This is a genomic window from Acinetobacter sp. ANC 4216, assembly GCF_004331195.1.
Taxonomy (GTDB): domain Bacteria; phylum Pseudomonadota; class Gammaproteobacteria; order Pseudomonadales; family Moraxellaceae; genus Acinetobacter; species Acinetobacter kookii.
This window is the reverse complement of sequence record NZ_SJOC01000004.1, coordinates 56,432-79,574: the sequence shown is the minus strand read 5'-3', so window position 1 is coordinate 79,574 and position 23,143 is coordinate 56,432. Positions and strand designations below refer to the sequence as shown.

At 42.3% G+C, this 23,143-nt stretch carries 23 protein-coding genes, 4 tRNA genes and 1 pseudogene; 8 read left to right on the top strand and 20 right to left on the bottom strand.

What is annotated here, in order from left to right:
- Nucleotides 1–34: 34 nt before the first annotated feature.
- Nucleotides 35–919, bottom strand: a complete 885-nt coding sequence (locus E0H88_RS04350) for a LysR family transcriptional regulator (RefSeq protein WP_131273236.1) — start codon at nt 917–919, stop codon at nt 35–37.
- Nucleotides 920–1,107: 188 nt separating this feature from the next.
- On the opposite strand from E0H88_RS04350, the gene E0H88_RS04345 reads away from it, so the two are divergent.
- Nucleotides 1,108–2,850, top strand: coding sequence for an FAD-dependent monooxygenase (locus tag E0H88_RS04345; RefSeq protein ID WP_131273235.1), 1,743 nt, complete (start codon nt 1,108–1,110; stop codon nt 2,848–2,850).
- A 148-nt stretch (nt 2,851–2,998) separates the two neighbouring features.
- Entirely contained in the window at nt 2,999–3,241 is a 243-nt protein-coding gene (locus tag E0H88_RS04340) for a hypothetical protein (protein ID WP_092819884.1), read from the top strand.
- A gap of 64 nt (nt 3,242–3,305) precedes the next feature.
- On the opposite strand, the gene E0H88_RS04335 is transcribed toward E0H88_RS04340, so the two are convergent.
- From E0H88_RS04335 to E0H88_RS04305, 7 genes are all read right to left on the bottom strand, one after another.
- On the bottom strand, nt 3,306–3,752 hold the full coding sequence (locus tag E0H88_RS04335; RefSeq protein WP_131273234.1) for a DUF2726 domain-containing protein: 447 nt from the start codon (nt 3,750–3,752) through the stop codon (nt 3,306–3,308).
- A gap of 54 nt (nt 3,753–3,806) precedes the next feature.
- Nucleotides 3,807–3,882 (bottom strand) — tRNA-Asn (locus E0H88_RS04330).
- A gap of 103 nt (nt 3,883–3,985) precedes the next feature.
- Nucleotides 3,986–4,291: a hypothetical protein gene (locus E0H88_RS04325; protein WP_131273233.1), complete on the bottom strand. Its 306-nt coding sequence runs from the start codon at nt 4,289–4,291 to the stop codon at nt 3,986–3,988.
- 198 nt (nt 4,292–4,489) lie between these two features.
- Nucleotides 4,490–4,565: transfer RNA gene (locus E0H88_RS04320), tRNA-Asn, on the bottom strand.
- Nucleotides 4,566–4,570: 5 nt separating this feature from the next.
- Nucleotides 4,571–4,646, bottom strand: a tRNA-Asn gene (locus tag E0H88_RS04315).
- A gap of 158 nt (nt 4,647–4,804) precedes the next feature.
- Nucleotides 4,805–5,431, bottom strand: coding sequence for a superoxide dismutase SodB (gene sodB / locus E0H88_RS04310; protein WP_092819991.1), 627 nt, complete (start codon nt 5,429–5,431; stop codon nt 4,805–4,807).
- A 153-nt stretch (nt 5,432–5,584) separates the two neighbouring features.
- Nucleotides 5,585–6,343, bottom strand: a complete 759-nt coding sequence (locus E0H88_RS04305) for a Nif3-like dinuclear metal center hexameric protein (protein WP_131273232.1) — start codon at nt 6,341–6,343, stop codon at nt 5,585–5,587.
- Between the two features lie 170 nt (nt 6,344–6,513).
- Between E0H88_RS04305 and E0H88_RS04300 the strand changes: the two genes are divergently transcribed.
- A complete protein-coding gene (locus tag E0H88_RS04300; RefSeq protein WP_092819881.1) occupies nt 6,514–7,695 on the top strand; it encodes a S1C family serine protease in 1,182 nt (393 codons plus the stop codon).
- Between the two features lie 267 nt (nt 7,696–7,962).
- Here the strand turns inward: E0H88_RS04300 and E0H88_RS04295 are convergent.
- Nucleotides 7,963–8,038: transfer RNA gene (locus tag E0H88_RS04295), tRNA-Asn, on the bottom strand.
- Between the two features lie 238 nt (nt 8,039–8,276).
- Between E0H88_RS04295 and E0H88_RS04290 the strand changes: the two genes are divergently transcribed.
- The gene (locus E0H88_RS04290; RefSeq protein WP_131273231.1) at nt 8,277–8,735 is read left to right on the top strand and encodes a hypothetical protein; all 459 of its coding nucleotides are present in this window, start codon (nt 8,277–8,279) and stop codon (nt 8,733–8,735) included.
- Nucleotides 8,736–8,796: 61 nt separating this feature from the next.
- Here the strand turns inward: E0H88_RS04290 and E0H88_RS04285 are convergent, their stop codons facing one another.
- Entirely contained in the window at nt 8,797–9,228 is a 432-nt protein-coding gene (locus tag E0H88_RS04285) for a PaaI family thioesterase (protein ID WP_131273230.1), read from the bottom strand.
- Between the two features lie 552 nt (nt 9,229–9,780).
- Between E0H88_RS04285 and E0H88_RS04280 the strand changes: the two genes are divergently transcribed.
- Nucleotides 9,781–10,632, top strand: a complete 852-nt coding sequence (locus E0H88_RS04280) for a DMT family transporter (protein WP_131273229.1) — start codon at nt 9,781–9,783, stop codon at nt 10,630–10,632.
- Between the two features lie 124 nt (nt 10,633–10,756).
- Here the strand turns inward: E0H88_RS04280 and E0H88_RS04275 are convergent, their stop codons facing one another.
- The 3 genes from E0H88_RS04275 to map form a co-directional block, all read right to left on the bottom strand.
- On the bottom strand, nt 10,757–11,983 hold the full coding sequence (locus tag E0H88_RS04275) for a pyridoxal phosphate-dependent aminotransferase (RefSeq protein WP_092819877.1): 1,227 nt from the start codon (nt 11,981–11,983) through the stop codon (nt 10,757–10,759).
- 308 nt (nt 11,984–12,291) lie between these two features.
- Nucleotides 12,292–12,711: a hypothetical protein gene (locus E0H88_RS04270; protein ID WP_092819876.1), complete on the bottom strand. Its 420-nt coding sequence runs from the start codon at nt 12,709–12,711 to the stop codon at nt 12,292–12,294.
- Nucleotides 12,712–12,873: 162 nt separating this feature from the next.
- Nucleotides 12,874–13,701 (bottom strand): type I methionyl aminopeptidase, encoded by an 828-nt coding sequence (map, locus tag E0H88_RS04265; RefSeq protein WP_092819875.1) that lies wholly within the window; start codon nt 13,699–13,701, stop codon nt 12,874–12,876.
- A gap of 207 nt (nt 13,702–13,908) precedes the next feature.
- On the opposite strand from map, the gene rpsB reads away from it, so the two are divergent.
- The 3 genes from rpsB to E0H88_RS04250 all read left to right on the top strand — a co-directional run bounded on the left by rpsB (nt 13,909) and on the right by E0H88_RS04250 (nt 16,288).
- Nucleotides 13,909–14,661 carry a 30S ribosomal protein S2 gene (rpsB, locus tag E0H88_RS04260; protein ID WP_092819874.1) on the top strand — a complete coding sequence of 251 codons (753 nt, stop codon included), beginning with the start codon at nt 13,909–13,911 and terminating at the stop codon, nt 14,659–14,661.
- Between the two features lie 139 nt (nt 14,662–14,800).
- Nucleotides 14,801–15,676: a translation elongation factor Ts gene (tsf, locus tag E0H88_RS04255; RefSeq protein ID WP_092819873.1), complete on the top strand. Its 876-nt coding sequence runs from the start codon at nt 14,801–14,803 to the stop codon at nt 15,674–15,676.
- Between the two features lie 78 nt (nt 15,677–15,754).
- Nucleotides 15,755–16,288: a DUF3465 domain-containing protein gene (locus tag E0H88_RS04250; RefSeq protein ID WP_092819872.1), complete on the top strand. Its 534-nt coding sequence runs from the start codon at nt 15,755–15,757 to the stop codon at nt 16,286–16,288.
- A gap of 33 nt (nt 16,289–16,321) precedes the next feature.
- Here E0H88_RS04250 and E0H88_RS04245 read toward each other — a convergent pair.
- The 7 genes and pseudogenes from E0H88_RS04245 to E0H88_RS04215 form a co-directional block, all read right to left on the bottom strand.
- Nucleotides 16,322–16,777, bottom strand: a pseudogene (locus E0H88_RS04245) (Mpo1 family 2-hydroxy fatty acid dioxygenase).
- A 265-nt stretch (nt 16,778–17,042) separates the two neighbouring features.
- The gene (locus tag E0H88_RS04240; RefSeq protein ID WP_092819870.1) at nt 17,043–17,651 is read right to left on the bottom strand and encodes a septal ring lytic transglycosylase RlpA family protein; all 609 of its coding nucleotides are present in this window, start codon (nt 17,649–17,651) and stop codon (nt 17,043–17,045) included.
- Nucleotides 17,652–17,938: 287 nt separating this feature from the next.
- Entirely contained in the window at nt 17,939–18,940 is a 1,002-nt protein-coding gene (gene mltB, locus E0H88_RS04235; RefSeq protein ID WP_131273227.1) for a lytic murein transglycosylase B, read from the bottom strand.
- A 957-nt stretch (nt 18,941–19,897) separates the two neighbouring features.
- Nucleotides 19,898–20,548 carry a hypothetical protein gene (locus E0H88_RS04230; RefSeq protein ID WP_092819868.1) on the bottom strand — a complete coding sequence of 217 codons (651 nt, stop codon included), beginning with the start codon at nt 20,546–20,548 and terminating at the stop codon, nt 19,898–19,900.
- 26 nt (nt 20,549–20,574) lie between these two features.
- Nucleotides 20,575–21,390 (bottom strand): NADPH-dependent 7-cyano-7-deazaguanine reductase QueF, encoded by an 816-nt coding sequence (gene queF, locus E0H88_RS04225; protein WP_131273226.1) that lies wholly within the window; start codon nt 21,388–21,390, stop codon nt 20,575–20,577.
- Nucleotides 21,390–22,163 carry an ABC transporter permease gene (locus E0H88_RS04220; RefSeq protein ID WP_086195004.1) on the bottom strand — a complete coding sequence of 258 codons (774 nt, stop codon included), beginning with the start codon at nt 22,161–22,163 and terminating at the stop codon, nt 21,390–21,392. Before E0H88_RS04220 ends, queF begins: the two co-directional genes overlap by 1 nt.
- Entirely contained in the window at nt 22,160–23,095 is a 936-nt protein-coding gene (locus E0H88_RS04215) for an ABC transporter ATP-binding protein (RefSeq protein ID WP_131273225.1), read from the bottom strand. Before E0H88_RS04215 ends, E0H88_RS04220 begins: the two co-directional genes overlap by 4 nt.
- Nucleotides 23,096–23,143: the final 48 nt, after the last annotated feature.

The following is a 23,143-nucleotide window of genomic DNA, read 5'->3' as shown; positions in this document are numbered from 1 at the left end:
CTTTTTTATTATGCGGTAAAGGTTAGCTGCAACATCAGCCCAACTGAATTTGCATCTTTAGTTCCCGGGTAATGAACTGGAGTGCGGCATTTTTTGAATTTTTCCTGAAACTGGCATACAGCTGCAGGGTTGGAAGCTCGAATTCGGTCGCCACCACCTGAACATGATCACCTAAAAATTTCAGCAGGTATTCCGGAACGAAACTAAAGCCCAAGCCCATATTGATCATGTTGATATGTTGCAGGACATTGGTCACCCAGTGCATCTGATGATGCGGTAGATGTTTAAGCTGCAATTGTTGATTGATTTTTTCATAAAATACCGGCGAAGCACTTTGCTCACACATGATGATGTTCTGTTTTCTCAGGTACTCACGGTTGATCTGATGTTTAGAGGGGTGTAATTTTTCTGCTGCTACAACATAGATTTTTTCAGTCAGTAAGCACAGGTTTTCATAATCATCATGCTGCACGGCATAACGGGTAAAGGTCAGGTCGAGTTCAGCATTCTTTAGGCGCTGAATCTGTTCAATGCAGGTCAGGCTTTGTACATGAATGTGCAGATCCGGAATTTGCTGCTTGAGTTTGTCTAGAATTAAGGGCATGACCTTCAGTTCTGCCACATTTAAAAAGCCAATATAAATCTGGTTGTTTTTATTGTAGGCGACCTGACGTGCAGCAGAGATAGCGAGCTGGGCATTTTCCAGCGCATTCTGTGCATAAGGTAAAAAGGCTTCACCTTCATCAGTTAGACGGATTTTTTTAGCAGAGCGGTCAAACAATAATACCCCAACTTCTTCTTCCAGGTCTTTAATCTGCTGGCTTAATGAAGGCTGTGCGGTAAACATTTTTTCGGCCGCCTTGGTGAAACTGCCTTGCTGAACTACGCTGACAAAATATCTTAAATGACGTAATTCCATAATTCACCACACCTATAAACCCGATTGCCCAGCCTGATTCTGGGTTGATGCTGCACGTCAGATTATGAAATGTGGCAGACCTAAAAACTATGCAACCATAGTTTAAGCCTATGGGTGTTCTGTTAAATCAGGATGTTGCATACACTGAGGTCAGACAGCTGAAGGTTGGCATTGGAAAGGAGCAGGTGATGTCTGAGCAATTTGATACGGATGTGCTGGTGGTGGGAACAGGTCCTGCGGGATCCACCTTGGGACTGGCATTGGCCAGTTATGGGATTAAAGTTCAGCTTTTTACCCAGTTTAGTTGGCTAGCCAACAGTCCACGTGCACATATTACCAATCAGCGGGCCATGGAAGTGTTACGCGATCTGGGCGTAGAAAAACAGGTCAAGCAGATTGCCACGCCTTGGGAGCAGATGGGGGAAAGCCTGATTACCACCAGTCTGGTTGGGGAAGAAATTGCCCGTTTAAGTGCCTGGGGTACTGGTGATGAACGGCATGGCGATTATATCAAGGGCAGTCCCTGTCCATTGGTGGATCTGATCCAGCCGAAAATGGAAGCGTTGTTAGCAAAAAATGCCGCCGAACGCGGTGCGATTTATAACTTTAATACCGAATATCTATCTCATACGCAGGATGAACACGGTGTGACGGCAACTTTTTTAAACCGGATTACCAATAGCGAGTTTAGCTTGCGTGCCAAATATCTGGTGGGTATGGATGGCGCACGTTCTAAAATTGTCGAGCAGTTAAATCTGCCGCTGGAAGGTGTCATGGCACGTGCCGGTACCGTGTATGTGACCTTCAAGGCAGATTTAAGCCAATACGTGCAGCATCGCCCGGCCATCCTGCAATGGATTGTTAATCCCGAAGCCAGTTTTGGTGACCTGGGCATGGGTCTGTTGCGCGCCATTACCCCATGGAATGAGTGGATCATGGGCTGGGGATTTGACATTTCCAAAGGTGAGCCACAAGTGACCGAGGAACAGGTTCGTGCCCGCCTGAATGCTTTTGTCGGAGCTGAAGTTGCAGAAGTAGACATCCAAAAACTGTCGTATTGGTATGTGAATCAGACCTGGGCGACAGAGTATTCCAAAGGTCGTGTGTTCTGTGGTGGTGATGCCGTACACCGTCATCCACCATCCAGCGGTTTAGGCTCGAATACCTGCATGCAGGATGCCTTTAACCTCAGCTGGAAACTGGCCTATGCGGTGAAAGGTTGGAGCAAAGAAAGCTTGCTGGATTCTTATACGCGTGAGCGTGCACCTGTGGGCAAACAGATAGTTGCCCGTGCCAATCAGTCCCGTTTTGACTATAAGCATCTGAAAGATGTCTTTGGCTTTGATGAGGGGGTCACGACACAGGCGGCGATGTTGCAGCGAATTTTCGCTGAAGATGACGCGGGTGCCGAGATTCGTCAAAAATTATTCCAGGCGCTCGAGATCAAGCATTTCGAATTTAATGCCCAAGGGGTGGAGCTGAATCAGCGTTATGATTCAAATGCTGTGATTGCCGAGGCGACAGCGGAAACCTTTATGCAGGATCCGCAGCTTTACTTGCAGGCAACGACACGTCCGGGAGCAAAAGTACCGCATACCTGGCTGATTAATGCCAAAGGACAGAAGCAATCAACGCTGGATATCGTAGGACAGGGCCGTTTCACCTTGTTGACTGGACTGTCTGGTACAGGCTGGAAAAACGCGGTACATGCCCTGAATTTGCCTTATCTGGACATAATTCAGATTGGTTCCCGTGAATACCGTGATGTTTACGGAACCTGGAACCATAAATCTGAAATCCATGAAGCGGGTGCTGTACTGGTACGTCCGGATGGTTATGTGGCTTGGCGGATGCAAGATAAGCCTGAAGCAGGCTTTAATTATCTAAAAACCTTGCGAGAAGTATTAGAGAGCATTCAGCTTGCTGTCTGACTTTGATGGGTTTTGACGAAAAAAAGCCGGTTTCGACCGGCTTTTTGATGCGAGTTTACAAAGTAGGCGAATGATCTGTTGAGACAGCACAGGGTTTTGTTATAGTGGGCAGGAAAATTTAGTGTATATAGATTGACAGGTATTGATTATGTCGCAGTCAGGCGCGAAACCAAATCCCAAGAAGATGATTATTCTGATGAGCCTGGGTTTGCTTATCCCGATTTTTCTGGTCTCTATGGCTTATCTGGCAGTCAGTAGCGACGAGAAAAACCAGCAAAAATACAAGCAGCAGCAGGCTGAAATGCTGGAGCGGATCAAAGCTCGAGAAGCAGCTGAGCAGGCTGCTTCTAGCGCTACCGTAGAGCCGTCTGAACAGCAAGCTAGCAAATAATTGAACGATTTATATTGAATCAGGCCACCGTAGCATGCGGTGGCTTTTTTATGCCGAAATGGAATTAATTTAAAATGTCTTTTTTTAAGTTATGGACACTTGGAATATCGATATAGCGATAGACCTGATAGCCTGCTTCGTTCAGCATGGCATCACGCTCGGCATCTTCCTGTTCCTTGCCTAGATGGCTGGGATCGTCCAGTTCAATAATCGCGACCACTTCGAGCTTTTGATTGAGTAAAACGAAGTCGGTGACTTTACGGTTGAACTTGTTGCGTATCTTAAAGTTGTCATTGGTGATTAATGCGCTAAAAGCAACCTGAGCCAAAATATGATGCTGCGGAAAAGCTTCTTTCAGCCGGATAAACATTTTGCTTTCAAAAGGCGTGATCACGCGCTTTGGAAAAAACTTCTGCCGTGGTTTGAACAGTTGCTGAAAAATAATGGTCAGCAAGGCGAGCGTGGCAATGCAACCAATAAGGAAAAAAGTGGCTTGGCTTGAATTGAACACAATAAAATCTTGATATAAGAAAAAACCCACTCTGTTGAGTGGGTTTTTAGAATTTGGCTCTCCAACCTGGGCTCGAACCAGGGACCTGCGGATTAACAGTCCGTCGCTCTACCGACTGAGCTATTGGAGAATCTGGTACGCATTCTATGTATCTCAGCTTAATGGGTCAAGGGCTGAGGGTTAAAAAAGCCATGAAAATGAATTGAATGTCTTAAAAATAAGCTTTTTACCGATTATTTAAGTGCTTTTATCTGGTCTATATAATTTTCTCTACTTTGTAAGGGGTGTGCTTTACGGCATTCATTGATCAATTCCATCAGCTCGGCTTGGGTGAGCTCGGGCTTAAGCTGTTGCTGAATATGTTTTAAAACCTCCGGGTTCTTTTGCGATAAATTACGGGTGCAATGAAACAGGCGTTCATACATGAGCGCGGAAGCCTGCTTTTTATTTTCAGAATTTTGACTGCATTGAAACACCGCGAACATGACAACAATCAAAATAATCCAGAAAATGAGAGATTTTAACCAGGTTGCATTCATGGCAGTTTATTAGAATATTTTTATTCAGATTAACATAACGAAATTTTAACCGGCGAACAATAGATAGGTGAATGGTCTACAATTTACAAGCGGGCTGTTTAAGGCAGGTATTTAAAAAATAGGGTTGAGATAAGCAGTGAATGGAAATGCAGGATATAAAAAAAGCCCACTTCATGATGAGTGGGCTTTTTAGAATCTTGGCTCTTCCACCTGGGCTCGAACCAGGGACCTGCGGATTAACAGTCCGTCGCTCTACCGACTGAGCTATGGAAGAATAGATGGCTCTCCAACCTGGGCTCGAACCAGGGACCTGCGGATTAACAGTCCGTCGCTCTACCGACTGAGCTATTGGAGAATCTGAAGCGCATTTTAGGGATGAAAACTCTGGTCGTCAACAAGATAATGTAAAGAAATGAATCATTTGCTTTATTAATATGCATTTGGGTTCTGAAAATAAAAAAACCACCCTTAAAGGATGGTTTTTTATGCAAAAAATAAAATTTATTTCAAATCTTATTTTTCAACGCCAGCTTCTTGGCCAGCATATTTAGCATTTGCATAATCCCAGTTTACCAGGCTTTCAAGGAAAGTCTTGATATAAGCAGGACGTGCATTGCGGTAGTCGATGTAGTAAGCGTGTTCCCAAACGTCAATCGTCAATACTGCAACTTTACCGTGCGCAAGTGGAGTGTCAGCATTTGAAGTTTTAAGAATAGAAAGGCTGCCATTTACTTCATCAGCAACCAGCCAAGCCCAGCCTGAACCGAATTGAGTGGTTGCAGCAGCAGCAAATTCTTCAGCAAATTTTTCATAAGAACCGAAAGCTTCATCAATTTTAGCCGCTAAAGCACCAGTCGCTTTACCACCACCGTTTTTAGCCATACAGTTCCAGTAGAATGTATGGTTCCAAACTTGAGCCGCGTTGTTGAATACGCCAACTTTAGCAGCATCACCAGCAGATGCTTTAATGATTTCTTCTAAAGTTTTACCTTCAAGGTCTGTGCCTTTGATCAGGTTATTCAAGTTTACAACGTAAGTGTTGTGGTGTTTGTCGTGATGGTATTCTAAAGTTTCTTTGCTGATGTGCGGAGCAAGATCTTCATAACCGTATGGAAGTGCCGGTAAAGTAATCGTTGTCATGTCTTCAATTCCTTGCGTTTTGCTGGGTTTTAACATTAAGTGGCTTTATTGTAATAGATTCTTGAGGAAAATTGCGCATTGCTTATAAATAACAATACAGAATAAAGCCTCAATTTATACGTATAAAGAAAATGTTAAACCGCTCATGTTGAATTAAATCGGATTGTTTAATTCGAAGTAACTATACTCAATATCGAACTGTTCTGAAATAGCTTTTGCCAGACGTTGTACCCCATATCGTTCGGTGGCATGATGTCCGCAGGCATAGTAGTGTACATTCAGTTCTTTGGCTTCATAAAAAGTCCGTTCACTGACCTCGCCGGAAATGTAGGCATCGCAATTTTGAGCGGCAGCTTTGCCAATAAAATCCTGAGCGCCACCGGTACAATAAGCCACTTTCTGAATGCTGGTTTTTTCGGCAGGAAGATGAATGGCATTAGAATTTAAACGTTCAGAGACATACTGTTTAAAGTCTTCAGCAGACATGGCGGTTTTTAAATAACCGATATTGCCAATCGGATTGCGTTCAGCCGGATCTAAAGCCTCAATATTTTCTAAAGCTAAAATGTCGGCAATGGCGGCATTATTGCCTAAAGTCGGGTGGCTATCTAAAGGCAAATGGTAGCCGACCAGTGAGATATCATGCTGAATCAGGCTTTTAATACGTTTACCGCGCATGCCGGTAATCGGGTAGGGTTCGCCTTTCCAGAAATAGCCATGATGAACCAGCAGTAAATCGGCACCTTGTTCAATAGCAGCCTCAATTGCATCCTGAGATGCCGTAACAGCGCACAAAATTCTGCCAATCTCCGGTTTGCCTTCTATTTGCAAGCCATTTGGTGCATAGTCTTTAAATTCGTGTGATTTCAGGGTTTGATCACACCACTGAATAATTTCATGGAGCTTTGCCATAAATTTCTCAAAAGCCTTAATATTGAATATCATCAAAACATATTTTGAATTGTAACTAAAGCAGCACAAAACTCTGAATTATTTTTAAGTTTCCTGCTGTATTTCATTTTACAATGGCAGATAAATTACTTAGTCATCAACGAATTAAAATATTGTTAGAGGAAATTACCGTGCGTCGCACCTTTTCATGGTTACCTTGGGTTTTACTTGTTTTAGTCACTCTCGGTTTTCTTGTCTGGCAACATTCTCAGAAGCCACAAGCCCCTGTTGCCTCTGACGGTATAAAAATGCCCAGAGAAAAAGTCGAGCCTTTAGTCAATACCAACAGGGCGGGTGCCGTCGAATCTTACAGTAATGCCGTGAAGGTGGCGGCTCCTGCGGTGGTGAATATTTTCACTACCCAGAAGGTGAATAAAGCAGAACATCCTTTGTTGAATGATCCGGCTTTTCGCGAGTTTTTTGGCGATCAGGTCCCTGAACAGTTCGATCAGGAGCAAAATGAAAACAGTCTGGGCTCAGGGGTGATTGTGCGTTCAGATGGCTATATCTTGACGAACAACCATGTCATTGCTCAGGCTGAACAGATTGTGGTGGGCTTGAATGATGGACGCCGTGCAGTCGCTAAAGTGATTGGCACAGACCCGGATTCCGATCTGGCGGTAATTAAGATTGAACTCGACAAGCTTCCAGTTTTGCCTTTTAAACTCAGCGGCAATGAAGTTGGCGATGTCGTACTTGCCATTGGTAACCCGTTCGGTGTAGGGCAAACGGTTACTCAAGGGATTATTTCTGCCACCAACCGTTCAGATTTGGGCATTAATACCTATGAAGACTTCATTCAAACAGATGCAGCGATTAATCCCGGGAACTCGGGTGGGGCACTGATTGACGTGGCGGGTAATCTGATTGGCGTGAATACGGCTATTTTCTCTCAATCGGGTGGTTCATTGGGAATTGGCTTTGCCATTCCTGCGAAAGTATGCCAGCAAATTCTCAATTCAATTCTGAAAGATGGTCGCGTGGTTCGTGGCTGGTTGGGGATTAGCCTCATGCCAGTGCAACAGGACAATATTCTTGAACCTAAGCAGACTGGTGTTGTTGTAGCAGATGTGCTTCCTCACGGTCCAGCAGCTAAAGCGGGAATTAAAAAGGGTGATAAAATTATCCAGGTCAATGGAGAGCAGATTACTTCAGCTTCCCACTTGATTAATTATGTGGCTTTACAAGCGCCGAATAGCACCATTAAAGTTGAAGTGGTTCGAGATGAGCAACCATTAACCCTGAATGTGGTGGTGACTGAACGTAAAGCACAGAATAATAATTCACAGTATATTCCTTTACCTCAGCAATAAAACAATTGTGATATTGATCCATGTTGATATGGATTGATGAGTAGAAAGCGCATTTCGATGCGCTTTTTGCTTTTAGGGCTTATGCTGATTTTGCTATAAATTTTATATCTCAATACTCTGAATGCAATGAATAACCTAACTTGATAGAAAACAGGAATGGGCAGATTGAATCTAAAAAAGAGCAGTATCGTGTATTGAGTGATTTAAACAGCTATAGATTATTTAGGCCATAAAAAAACCCACTCTGTTGAGTGGGTTTTTAAAATCTGGCTCTCCAACCTGGGCTCGAACCAGGGACCTGCGGATTAACAGTCCGTCGCTCTACCGACTGAGCTATTGGAGAATCTGCATGCGATTATAAGCAGATTTCGCAGGGGGTCAAGCTAAAAGTGTCATGATGCCTTAATTTTTATGCCGTATGCTTTTTATTTAAACAACTAAATCAAAAATCCTAAAAAAACTTGCACAGCCAAAACTGGCTTGTTAGATTAAATTCATAACAGAGCGTTTGAATGCAAGTTCAAACAGTGTGGATTTAAACCAACTTGCCAGCACTAAAATGGCTAAACAGGAGAAAGCGAATGCATACGCTGACGATTGCCGAAATTTTTTCAAATTTATCTTTTTATCAAGACAATTACCTTTCTATTATTCAAGACCCGCAGCGCTATCAGACCGCTGTTGAGGATGCCTATATTCAGGTCTGGCCAGTCGGTACTGAGGTCTTATATCTGGGTGACTTGTTGCAGCTTTGGTTTAGCAATAAATGGGTGATTAACTCACCCTGTCAATTGCTTCTGGATAGTTATTCCAATGGCCGCAAGCAACCGTTGCAGCGTGATCATGACCTGTATTTGTATCAGCTGAATGGCAGCGCTTTATCTGGACGCAACAATTCTAAAGTGTGGTCGGTGTCGGAACAGAAGAAACTCTCTATCTCGCTTGATAGCGTATTTAAGTATTTATGTATCTATAAGGGAACTTCGCGTCCGGACGTGTCTTTATCAGCACTCACAAAATCGTTTAAATCAGCCGTTTAATCTATGTTAGCTCAAGAGCTTAGGAAATGATCTAAGCTCTGAATGAGGCGCATATTAGGTATTAACGGATAATCATACACGTCGCAGTGGCATGGGCATAAAGTTTGCCATTTTCATCCATAATCCGGCCTTCTGAAATACCCAGATTCTTGCTGATATTAATCACTTTGCCTATAGCCAGTAGTTGTTGATTTTGAGGAATGGGACGGCACATTTTTATATTTAAATCGATGGTGCCATAGCCTGCACCTGCTTCGAGCATACTGTGGACAGCACAGCCCGTGACGGAATCCAGTACAGTTGCTGCAAAACCGCCATGCACGCCACCCAAGGGATTTAAATGGTGGTTATTGGCTTTTACTTTAAAACAGATCGTGCCTTCTGAAACCTCATAAGGCTGCATGGGGATGGTTTCACTCATTGAGGGTGCTGGAATTCTGCCATCACACATGGCTTGTAAAAGTTGCAGTCCAGTCATTTCTTTGGGATTCATTCTATTTATTTCCTTATTGATAAGTTCTAAAAAGGAACTTGTTGTTTAAATTAACGATGTACATAAAAATCGTCAAGAAATATTCGAGAGTATTTAATTTAGCGACATCAGCTGAAATGATAAGAAAATGGGGGGATAGCACGTCCCAGTATAAGTGTGCTGTTTTTTAGAAAAACAAAAAATGGATCAAAAAAAAGTAAGGTCAATGCTTGTGTCGTTCAACCCCTTTTTGTTGTGGTGCCGTCGAGATTAACCCTATTGCGACCTTCCTGTCTTTACCTTGAGTCAACAGCTGGAGGATTTAAAGCGGGAGAGGGAAATTCACAGTAATCATCAACCTGAGTTTTATTGTTTTGCCAATGATATCCAAAGGTTGGTAGCCGAGGCTGGAACACGCTTTGCTAAAAATAAAGGAGAAAAATAATCCCCACAGTTTTATGTGCAGAATTGACACATTGGTATTTTTGATACATTGCATCAGAAAAACGATGTAGATTTAATGAAATAGTTCCGATATACCTAATGCAGGCTGTTGAATAAGGATGCTCAACCATGCTGCTCAAAATCTCGATTGCCATGCTGGCCTTTGCTGCCAATTCGGTTTTATGCCGTTTGGCATTGGCCGAACAGCAAATTGACCCCATGAGTTTTAGCCTGATTCGGGTTGCGAGTGGCGCTATCGTTTTATGGATGCTTTACCTGTTTTCTGCACAAAAAGCCAAAATAGAATGGAGTCTTCAAAACGGTTTTTTTCTTGCCTTATATATTGTGGCATTTTCACTGGCTTATTTGCATATAGATGCGGGAGTCGGGGCATTGCTGTTATTTGGCACAGTCCAGCTCAGCATGGTCGGCTATGGTTTATGTCATGGTGAAAAAATTAATCTGCGCCGTGGTGCCGGATTGTGTATGGCAATTATCGGGATTTTTATTCTTTTGCTTCCGGGTGCCGCTGCTCCAAATTTGGGGTATGCCGCGATAATGGTGCTTTCAGGAATAGGTTGGGCGATGTACAGCATCGCGGGCAAAAATATGCAAAACCCCTTGGCCAGTACATTGGCCAATTTTGTGATGGCCATTCCTTTTGTTTTGCTGGCTTATGTTGTGTTTTACACGAAAAGTTTTGCATTGCCTCAAGGGATACTTTTAGCTGTGCTGTCAGGCGGTTTAGCCTCAAGCGGAGCATACGTGCTTTGGTATGCCATTGTGAAACAGATTGACCGTTTGACAGCCAGCAGTGTGCAGCTGTCTGTGCCGTGTTTAGCGATTATAGGTGGCGCATTGTTTATTGGTGAGACTTTAAGCTGGCGGATGATCATTTCTGCTGTCATGGTTTTAACGGGAATTGCCTTGGTGATTTGGGCTGCTCCTGATCAGAAGCATGCCGAAAGCGCGTTGAAATAATCAAAGTGTGTTTAGAAAAGAAAAATGAATCTGGATATTTTTACAGCTAAAAAGATAAATCCTGAAACAGAAAAAACCCGCGAAATTCGCGGGTTTTTTTAAATCTTACTTTAGAAAAAGCAGATTATTTTTCAGCAGCAATTGAAGCAATCGCAGCGTCAACGCCTTCGATTGAATCAGCCGCTTTCTTGATACGAGCAAGCGCATCTACCAGTACTTCGTCAGCAGTTGCATAAGAAATACGCATGTAACCGCCTAGGCCGAATGCATCACCAGGAACAACCGCAACACCAGTTTCTTCTAGTAACCATGCAGAGAATTCTGTGCAAGATTTTAAACCTTTGGCACGAATTAACGGCTTGATATTGGCATAGGCATAGAATGCACCGTCAGCAGGTAAGCAAGTAATACCGTTGATGTCATTTAAGCCTTTTACAACCAGGTCATGACGACGTTTGAATGCTTCAATCATTGGTTCAAGAACGTCTTGAGGACCGTTCAATGCAGCTTCAGCAGCAACTTGTGAAATAGAAGTCGGGTTAGAAGTCGATTGAGACTGGATTTTTTTCATCGCGCCAATCAGTTTAGCAGGACCCGCTGCATAGCCGATACGCCAGCCAGTCATTGCATAGGCTTTAGACACGCCGTTCAATACGATTACGCGGTCGTAAAGGTCTGGAGCAACAGTTGCGATGTTGTAGAATTCATCATCCCAACGGATTGGTTCGTACATGTCATCAGACGCAACAAGAACTTCTGGGTATTTACGCAGAACTTCAGCTAAAGCAAGTAATTCTTCTTTAGTGTAGATCATGCCAGTCGGGTTAGATGGGCTGTTCAGTACCACTAAACGGGTTTTGTCAGTGATCGCAGCTTCTAACTGTTCAGGTGTAATTTTGAAACGTTGTTCTTCACCACATTTCACGATTACAGGCACGCCTTCAGCGATGATCACCATATCTGGATAGCTTACCCAGTATGGTGCAGGGATGATCACTTCATCACCTTTGTTTAACAAAGCAAGCGCCAAGTTAAAGAATGACTGTTTACCACCGCAAGAAACCAGAATCTGGTTTGCAGCGTAATCAAGATTATTATCGCGTTTTAATTTCGCAATAATTGCTTTTTTAAGACCTGGAGTACCGTCAACAGCGGTGTATTTAGTGAAACCGTTGTTAATAGCGGCAATTGCTGCATCTTTGATGTGTTGTGGGGTGTCAAAATCTGGTTCACCTGCACCCAAGCCAATTACGTTTTTACCAGCGGCTTTAAGTTCAGCAGCCTTGTTGGTAACAGCAAGTGTAGGGGACGGTTTGATGGCATTTACACGATCAGAGAGACGTACGTCCACGGCAGTATTCCTTCTTATAGGGATTAAAAAATAAAAAGCACACTATCTTATCTTAAATTGCGCTAAAAAGGGGAGCTTGAATGTGCCAATATTGGAAAAAAGTATTTAACCCGGTTAAATCAGCTGAGCAATAAGAACAAATAATTAAATGGTTTGGTTTGAAGAATAGAGATGAAAATAATTAAAAAAATAAGATTAAAAAGGGTGGGTTTAATGTGAATGAGGAAGTGAAAAAGAACACTACAATTAGATGAGCTTCGATTTAATTGTAGTGCCTGGCGTGATCAGGTGATCATCAAAACAAAACATCAATATGCATAATTCAGGTCGGTATAGTCATTTAAGGATTTTTGCAAATGGGTATTAATGAACTCATGTACATCAGCAGTGGTCATCGGTTGCCCCTGTTTGGTAATGACATGTTCAATCGGCTGCTGACCTTGCGCAGTAATGGTATAGACAAAATTACGCGTCACTTTATAACCCGCTTCTTCTTTAAGAATGCAAGTCACATAACGATAGCTATGCTCAAAGTTTAAATCGGTATGTGAAAATACAAACTGATCAAACAGTTTCATATTTTGACCGTCAGCTAAAGCTTTGAGTTCATCCACAATGCTGGCACTAAATTTCATGCCGTAACGTTCAGAAATAGGTTTATGGTCAATCAGTAAGGAAACGGTATCATCATCATTTTGGCTAACAGTAACATTGCTAAAATCGGACATAAAAATCTCTGCGGTACATTGGATGGGGCTTTAGTATGTGGGAAATAAAGCGAAAATCAATTGAACTTGGGGACAGATTTTCAGCAAAACGTTTAAATAAAGAACACTGTAAATAAAAATGGCTACAACAGATGCAGCCATTTAAGTCAATTTGGAATGAACTTATTGATTAAAGCGGGACAGGTCTTCTTCAGGACGTGCAGTCAGCACTTCAACACCGGTTTTAGTCACTAAAAGGGTGTGTTCATATTGTGCGGACAAACTATGGTCTTTGGTTACTACCGTCCATTTGTCACCTAAAATTTTGGTTTTCCAGTCGCCGCCGTTCACCATCGGTTCAATGGTAAAGGTCATGCCTTCTTCAAGCACCATGCCGGTATTCGGTTGACCATAATGCAGAACTTGGGGTTCGTCGTGGAACACGGTGCCAATACCATGGCCGCAATATTCACGTACGACGCCAAAGCGTTCTGATTCAACATATTTCTGGATGGCATTGCCAATATCACCAATGGTAGAACCTGGTTTTACCGTCGCAATACCGCGGTACATGGCTTCTTGCGCCACTTTGCATAAACGTTCTGCAAGAATTGAAGTTTCACCACCAACGATATACATCATGTTGGTATCGCCATGATAGCCATCTTTAATCACAGTCACGTCAATATTAAGGATGTCGCCTTTTTTCAGGATTTTGCTGGCAGACGGAATGCCGTGACACACCACGTGGTTCACAGAGGTACAAATGGTATGCTGGAAAGCTGGACGGCCAGGTGCTGCGCCATAACCAAGACAGGCAGGAATAGCCTCTTGTTTATTGACAATATAATCGTGACAGATGGTGTCCAGTTCGAGTGTAGATACACCCGGTTTGATATGCGGTTTGATCATATCCAAAACTTCTGCTGCCAGTCGACCCGCCACACGCATTTTTTCAATTTCTTCAGGTGTTTTGATTAAACGACGGGGAGCTTCGTAAGTACTGTTCATGATCTTTAAAAACTTTTGGAAATTTGTGTGTGACTATGGTATAAATAGCCGCCCATTTTATCAAATGCTTTTTCGTGAATAAATTTCACGGGCTTTGTGCGATGGGGCAATAAAATCCGCACATATATCGACACATTTCTCTGGGTGCCCTTTGGGGTGGAGAATGCGGATATATGGAGGCCTAACCCAAACTTTAAGGTAAAGAAAATGGCAGATTACAACGTAAGCATGCGCGACCTTCTTCAAGCAGGCGCTCACTTCGGTCACCAAACTCGTTTCTGGAACCCAAAGATGCGTGAATACATCTTTGGTGCGCGTAACAAAATTCACATCATCAACCTTGAGCACACTGTTCCTGCGTTAAATGATGCTTTGAACTTTGTTAACAATCTTGCAAGCAAAAAGAACAAAGTATTGTTTGTTGGTACTAAACGTGCTGCTTCTAACATCATTCGTGAACAAGCTCAACGCGCTGGTCAACCATATGTAGACCACCGCTGGTTAGGTGGTATGTTGACGAACTGGAAAACACTTCGCCAATCTATCAACCGTTTAAAAGATCTTCAAACTCAATCTACTGACGGTACTTTCGCTAAGCTGACTAAACGTGAAGCTTTAGAACGTACTCGTGAAATGGAAAAACTTGAACGTGCTTTAGGCGGCGTTAAAAACATGGGTGGTTTACCTGACGCATTATTCGTAATTGACGTTGACCATGAATCAATCGCGATTAAAGAAGCTAAGAACCTTGGTATTCCTGTAATCGGTATCGTTGATACAAACTCTAACCCAGACAACGTAGACTACGTTATTCCTGGTAACGACGATGCGATCCGTGCGGTTACACTTTACGCTTCTGCTATGGCTGATGCTATCATTGCTGGTAAAGAGTACGCTCAATCACAAGCAAATGCTCAAGCTAAAGGCGAAGAAGCTGCTAAAGAAGCTCCAGAGGCTTAATGCGTTTTGACGCAGAATTGTCATTTTTGCGACATGTAGTCGTGGCAAATTAAGCGTCGAGAAAGCAAAACGGCCCAGAGAACACTTTGGGCCGTTTTTGTTGAACAGATTCATTTTCTACCGTATTTAGGAGAATAACATGACTGCAGTTACTGCGAGCATGGTAAAAGAATTGCGTGACCGTACTGGTTTAGCAATGATGGAATGTAAAAAAGCATTAACAGAAGCGAACGGTGACATCGAATTAGCGATTGATAACCTTCGTAAATCTGGTCAAGCAAAAGCAGCTAAAAAAGCTGGTAACATTGCTGCTGACGGTGCAATCACTATCGTTCAAGAAGGCAACAAAGCTATTCTTTTAGAAGTAAACTGCCAAACTGACTTCGTTGCTAAAGACGAAAACTTTGCTGGTTTCTCTGCTAAAGTTGCTGCTGCTGCGCTTGCTGCAAACGAAACTGATGCTGCTAAAATTGCTGAACTTAAACTTGAAGATGGTGCAACTGTTGAAGAAGCGCGTATTGCTCTTGTTCAAAAAATCGGTGAAAACATCCAGGTTCGTCGTGCGAAAATTGTTGAAGGTGAAAACCTTGCAGTTTACAAACACGGTTTAAAAATTGGTGTTGTAGTGGCTTACACAGGTTCTGCTGAAACTGGTAAAGGTATTGCAATGCACGTTGCTGCGTTCAACCCGGTTGCTGTAACTGCTGAAGGCGTATCTGCTGATCTTATCGCTAAAGAAAAAGAAATTGCTGAAGCGAAAGCATTGGAATCTGGTAAACCAGCAAACATCGTTGAAAAAATGGTGACTGGTTCAGTTGAAAAATACTTGAACGAAGTTGTTCTTGAGCGTCAAATGTACGTAATCGACAACGACAAGAAAGTTGCTGACGTTCTTAAATCAACTGGTACTACAGTTGCTCAATTCGTTCGCTTCGAAGTGGGTGAAGGTATTGAGAAAAAAGCTGAACTTTCTTTCGCTGAAGAAGTTGCTGCTGCTCAAGCTGCTGCAAAATAATCTCTGATTATTTGCAAAAAAAAGCCCCGTTTGGGGCTTTTTTTATGAAGAGTTTAAAATTTTGAGAGAACAATAAAGATGGCGAGTAAAGCTCAGAAGGGGATTGGTGCAGTTATTGTTATTTTAATTGCTGCCTATTTCGGTATTGATTTACAAGAACAGCAAAATCCTTCAAATCAAGCGCTCAGCAATTCAAAAGCACACACTGAAATTTTATCGAAATCAGAATCTCAGCAAGTATCTGTAGATTCGAAGGCAGCAAATTTTCAAATTCAAAATGATGATGTAAAAATTCAGCAGGCCTTTCAAACACAAAAAAGCAATATGCAGGTTCAGTCCAGCGGAACAGTCAAAGCAGTTCTAGCGGATGATAACAACGGCTCACGCCATCAAAAGTTTATTTTGCAACTGCAGAATGGCTTAACTGTGTTGGTGGCTCATAATATTGATTTGGCACCAAGAATTGAAAACTTGCAAAAAGGAGACATCATTCATTTTAATGGCGAATATGAATATAGCGAAAAAGGCGGAGTAATTCACTGGACTCATCATGATCCGCAACAAAAACATGTGGATGGCTGGTTGAAATATAAAGGAAGAACCTATCAATAAAAGAGCTTCGGAAGGCTAAAACGATAATAGGGCTTAAATTGCGTTGATTTGCGATTTAAGACGGTTTTTATATTCTGGCAGTAGTTTGCTTAGATAAGCATTCATACACTATGCCGGGCCAATGAGGAGGAATTGGAGGTCTTTGAAGAAGGAAGGCTTTTTTTCTTCAACTTTGTGGCCATAAAATTGTCCAATCCAGGCCAATACAAAAAGCGCGATATAAAATCCTGTTCCTGCAGGTAAAATAAAAATGAGCCATGCCATCACGACAATAAGGGCAGCCATGGCGACAGCAAGGACTACGTCTAGGCGTGCATAAAAGACCAGGGTACAAACTAAAACGAAGGCGGTCAATAACGCACTGAAATGGGCCAAAATGCCAATAATGGAAAACAGGATAGTCGGTACACAGACCCAATGAATGATTTTGTTAGTCGGGTTCTGATGGCTCTCGCTATATTCATCCAGCCATTCTGTCATTGTTTTCATTTTTCACTCCGGCTTTTATGGATGAGCATCCATCAACCTATGTTTTATTCTTCTAGAGATAAAATATAAACCAGAAAACAGTACGGGTCAAAATTCAGCACCAGCAATTCCTCACTCATATGAGCGGGATGGCTTAATGCTTGTTCACAAAGTAAAGCTGATGTTGAAGCCTAGTGGGAAGGCAGGGAAGGTATTTCTGTCCAAACATTAAAAAAGCCACAAGAAGTGGCTTTTAAGTCAAATGTATCAGGAGTCGGGAAAAGTCTTATGAATTTGGACCATCGACACGTTCGATGTTTACTTTTGCAGTGCCTGCATGAGTAATACCGAGTTGTTTTGCAGCGCCATAAGATAAGTCTAGGACACGGTTACCATGGAAAGGACCGCGGTCGTTTACTTTTACGACTACACTCTTGCCATTGTTTTTATTGGTTACACGAATATAGCAGTTCAATGGCAGGCTACGGTGAGCGGCAGTCAAGCCATTCATATCGAATGTTTCACCACTTGCAGTTTTACGGCCATGAAATTGACGACCATACCAAGAAGCTGCGCCAGTTTGGCTGAATTTACGTACTGTATTCGATGCAACAGTATTTAGCTTTTCAATCACTGAAGGCTCATCTGCAGGGATTTCAATTTTGGCGGCAATGGTTTGACGACGAATTTTATCACCAGAACGTTCAGTGATTGAAAGACTATTTAAATTTGAAAAGTGGGAATTAAAATTTTGAGCATCTTTGTTTAATACACGCGTGGCCAAGCGAGAGTTGTCACTGTCTGTATTGAAGGATGACTGTACCAGCTCTGCTTGAGACTGGCTCAGGGCAAAGGTGGTGGTTAAGGCTAAAATATACTTTATCGATGAATGCATTATTAAACTCCTAAAGACCGCTGCTTTTATTTCAATTAAGTCATTGAAATGCAAGCTATCAAGTCTGTTAATTCTCTTTTGCAACTACATTTGACGAGATGGATAATATTCATGCCAAGCTAAAGCTGTCTACTTTTTAATTAAAATAATTACAAAAAGAACAGAAATACATCGTTTTTCGATCAAAATATAACCAATATTGTAACAATATATTAAAAAGGTCCATTTGGTGAACAATTTTGTAAAAAAAAATCTTGACTTTATTGTTTTTTGGTAAAAAACCAGCCTTAACGGCTGGCGATTTCAATCCCTAATTGCCATACCGCGGTGGCATACATACGACTCTTGTTATAGGTTGTAATGACCTGAAAATTGGGATAGGTAATATAGTAAATAGGCCCATAACTATCTTGAAGTTGAATAATATTTACCATATCCAGGTCATCAATTTGCACAATCGGATTGATTGGTGTGATGCCTTGATTTTTTAACGCGCCATAGGGAGTCGGCTGTTCCAGATCTTTGGCAATAATAGAGGCGGGAGTGTTACCGGTATAGCGGGCAGCAAAGCCGACAGGCTGATTGCGTTGCCATCCGTGTTGGGCTAAATAGTTGGCAATAGAGCCAATGGCATCTACGGCAGAATTTCTTAAGTCAATGTGTCCATTGCCATCATAGTCCACACCCAATTTGCTAATGTTGCTTGGCATGAATTGAGGATAACCAATCGCTCCAGCATAGGAGCCTACTACCGAGCTGGCAGGCACCCTGTCTTTGTAAGTCCATGCAATCAGTGCAGCGAGTTCATCCTGGAAATACTGGGCACGTCGCTCATAGCCGAAGCCTAAGGTTGCCAAGGCATCACGGGTGATGAAATTTCCTTTGTTGGCACCAAAACCGGTTTCTACCCCTAAAATCCCTAAAATGATCGATTGCGGTACCCCAAACTGTTGTTCAGCACGGTTTAAGGTGTCGGCATATTGGGTTTTGAAGCGTACGCCACGCTGAATGGTGCTTTCCGCCATAAAATTGGTTTTATATTTGTACCAGGGCTTACTTTCGCCAGGGCGGTTCATGATATTGATAATATTAGGCAGGTTTTTCGAGCCATTCATGGCCCAATCGACCTGTTCTGCACTCAAGCCATAAGTCTGCATGGTTTTTTGCTTAAAGCTGTTATAGCTTGGGTGGTTATAAAAATCGTTGGCTTGACAGAAACTGGTGATGGAAAGTGCACCGAGAAGTAAAGGAAGACGTTTAATTCTGTTATAAAAGTTGATACTTAACATATTACTCAAAGTTCCAAAAACATAATCAGTGTGTGCAAATTAACATCACGATGTTAAAAGACGGCATTGCAAATAGAGTGACCGAAAATCCATCTCATGAAAGATAACGGAATTTTTCAAGCGGTTAAGATAGCATTGACTAAGGCTGTATCCACAACTCCATATACAAAAAAAGACAAAGAACGTGATTTTTTGCATAAATCCGTGTATTTGATGCCGGTTCTCTGAGCTGTACTTTGCGTTCTCGGCAGAAGGGCTGCAAATTCAAGATCAGTCTGCTTTAGCTAAGTCAAAGCAGTTTTTTACTTCGTTTGCAATGATACGTTCTATCGAGGCTTAGAATATGACATTTAGCAGCAATTTTGCTTTGTCAGGGGGTATTTGCCTAAAAAACCGTCGGAACATTTTGTCTGGTTGAATGGAGTCTGGATTGCAAATAAATCATCTAATATTTACCCATGAGCTAAAAATGTTTTCTAATCGTGTTTTGCGTTATATCGAGAAAAAAAGCCAGATTGCAAGCAAAACCTGCTAAGAGCATCCGATGTTCTATTCATTCCTTAAAAATTCGAAACTCTCCCTGCTCGATAACCATTATGCAAGTTCATCAACTGAATCTTTTTTCTTGATGATTGTCGCTGCAAACGATAAAAAGATGAAAGAAAGCAAAATTTAAACCGTAAAAAATAGCCTAAAAAGTCAATTCAGCAGGGTTTAATTTTTTTCATCACTTTATATAGAAGTTATTCCTTAGAGAGAAAATATGCGCAAAAAATGGAGGAAGGGCAAAGAGTAATGAATGTCCTGTTTCTGAAATGACGGATATACATAGTAAATCTGTAAATTTGATTCAGATAGATAATGATAAAGACAGTAATGCTTGTTCATCATTTGAGAATAAAATTTTGCAATAAAAAAACCTGGCTATTGCCAGGTTTTAGAGCATTTTAAACGTGCTCAAGCATGAAATAGGGTGTCATGGTATTCAGCCAGCACCAACAGCTCATCCTTATTGAGATGTGGAATGATTTTCTCTACAGCAATATGAACGGCTTTAATCACTGCAGCAGAACCCAGATCCGCAGCTTTACGCTTGATCATGCCCAAATCGAGGGTCTTATTAAAGTCATTCATGAAATGACGCACGGTCGCTTCTGCAAATTGCTTATATGATTCGGTTAAAGCCGCCTTATTGACTTCATTTCCCGCCTTAATTTCTGCATAACTATGCTTCAGGTTGGTGACCAGGCTTGCATCTAATGGCTCACCTACACGGAAGTTACCCGCTGCATCTTTAAACAGGCTTTTTTGCGAAAACTCAATGGATTGCTTGACCACATCATTTGAAGCCTTGCCTAGTAACTGTTTCAATAAAACAGCAACGGTTGATTTGACATAGCCGGCCAGTTTTTCAGCAGTATCACGTTTATCGCTGGCTGGGAAGCGACGCACAAGCTCGGTCAAAATGGCATCAATGATTTCTTCATTAATCAGCAATGCGGTCTTGTCGCGTAAAGGGTAAAGCGGTTCGCTGGAATTTTTCTTTTCCTGAGCGGTTTGAATACTTGTTAATAGTTCTGCAGAAGGAATAAAACCAAAAAATGGCATGTCAAAAAACCTCAATATTCTTCATTTTATTGTCGCGCCAAACGAATGGGGCGAGGCATCCATGTCGCATCGGATACACGGCAAGGGTTGATGTCTAATCCACCACGACGGGTATACGTTGCATATACCATCAGTTTTTCAGGCTCAAGATTTTGCCAGATGTCGGCAAACATCTGTTCCACGCATTGTTCGTGGAAACCATTATGCTGACGGTAAGAAATAATATAAGCTAAAATGCTGCGATAACAAGGCTTTTTACCCTGATAACGGATAAAAACTGTGCCCCAGTCCGGTTGGCCGGTGACTGGACAGTTACTGCGTAATAAATGTGAATAAAGTTGTACTTCAACGGCTTCACTATTTTCTGCATCTAATTTTAATAAACTCGCATCCGGCTGGTTCTCTAAGCGTTCGGGGCTTAAATCATCAATACAGATGCCTTCAGGCTTGGAAATGTCCAGATCATCTGCCTGGAATAAAGTCAGCGTGACCGGTGCGCCTGCTGCTGCAGACAAGTCTTTTTCAACAGTTGCAATAAACGCTTCTTTTGAATCAAATTGGGTGAAGTTCATACTATTAAAGTAGAGCTTGAGCGACTTTGATTCGATCAGGTTGGGTGAAGATGCCGGCAAGGTCATACGGCCAATCGCAACTTGAGGAATACCCGCAGCATTGAGCCAGGAAATTTCAAAAACATGCCACCAGTCTTTGCCTTGCTGAATACCCTCAACATGGGCGTATTTTTCGCGTGCAGTGGCACGTGAAATGGGAAACAGAATATCTGGTTGATATTCTGTTGGATAATTGGTGTCTTTACCTAATAGAGAATGTTCTACACTCATTATTCACGCATTCCTGAACCACGAGAAAGTAAATAGTACGCTATACCGTACAGTACGGCACAACATAAGGTAATCACAGTCAATGAAATGGACACATTGACGTCACTATGACCTAAAATGCCGAAACGGAAGGCATTGACCATATATACGATCGGGTTAATTAAAGAGAGATTTTGCCAAAACGGACTTAAAGCACTAATGGCATAGAATACACCACCTAAATAGGTCAGTGGAGTCAGTACAAAAGTCGGGATAATTGAAATATCGTCAAATGATTTTGCATACACGGCATTGATAAAACCGCCGAGTGAAAATAAAAATGAAGTAATCAGCACGGTATATATAGTCACGAACCAGTTGGTGATATATAAGTCGGTAAAAAACAGGCTCATGGCAGTCACAATAATGCCGACCAGAGCACCGCGACAGACCCCACCAATCACATAGCCCCAAAGAATCATGTGTAAAGGAACGGGACTCATAATCAGTTCTTCAATGCTTTTTTGAAATTTGGCACTAAAGAAACTGGACGAGACGTTGGCATAACTGTTAGTGATCACCGCCATCATAATCAAGCCGGGTACAATAAACTGCATGTAGCTAAAGCCACCCATTGTGCCAATCCGCGAACCGACCAGATTCCCAAAAATCACGAAATACAGACTCATGGTAATGGCAGGTGGTAATAAGGTTTGTGGCCAGATGCGCATGAAGCGACGCACTTCTTTATGGACCAGAGTATAGAGCGCAACACTGAGTTGATTAAAGTTCATTGCGCAGCTCCTTCAAGGTTTTTTTCCACCATTTTCACAAAGATTTCTTCCAGGCGGTTTGACTTGTTACGCATGCTACGCACCTGAATGCCTTGCGCTTCCAGAACCTGGAACAGTTCATTTAAGGTATGTGCCTTGTCCATGGTCACTTCTAGGGTCACAGGATCAATCAAATTAAAACGCACGCCAATAATATCCAGATGGATGGGTCGAATCGGTTCGACCAAATCGAAGATGAACGATTCTTCACTCAGCTGATTCAAGAAAGATTTCATGCTGGTATCTTCTTTAATTACACCGCGGTCAATAATGGCGATGCGACGGCATAGCATTTCCGCTTCTTCCAAATAATGCGTAGTTAAAATGATAGATGTGCCTTTTTCATTCATTTCAGTGAGGAAATCCCACATGGAACGACGTAATTCAATATCCACACCGGCAGTCGGTTCATCTAAAATGAGCAGCCGAGGTTGATGCATCATGGCACGGGCAATCATCAAGCGACGTTTCATCCCGCCAGAAAGCATGCGTGCCTGTATGCCACGCTTTTCCCATAAGCCTAATTTTTCTAGATATTCTTCAGCCCGGCTTTCTGCAATTTTTTTAGAAATACCGTAATAGCCGGCTTGAGTCACCAAAATATCAAAGGTTTTTTCAAACTGCCCAAAGTTAAATTCTTGTGGCACGACGCCCAGGCATTGTTTGGCTGCCGAAGGATGGGTATCGAGGTTATGGCCAAAAATTTCCACCGTACCGGAGGTTTTTTTTGTCAGTGAGCTAATGATGCTGATGGTGGTTGACTTGCCTGCACCATTTGGACCAAGGAGGGCATAAAACTCACCTTCAGGTACCGTTAGGTTGATCCCTTTTAGTGCTTGAAAACCGTTACGATAGGTTTTGGATACGTCCCTCAAGGTCAATGCATCAGTCATGAAATTCTCACCTGGTCAATAGTAGGAGTATTGTGAGTGATCTTGCTA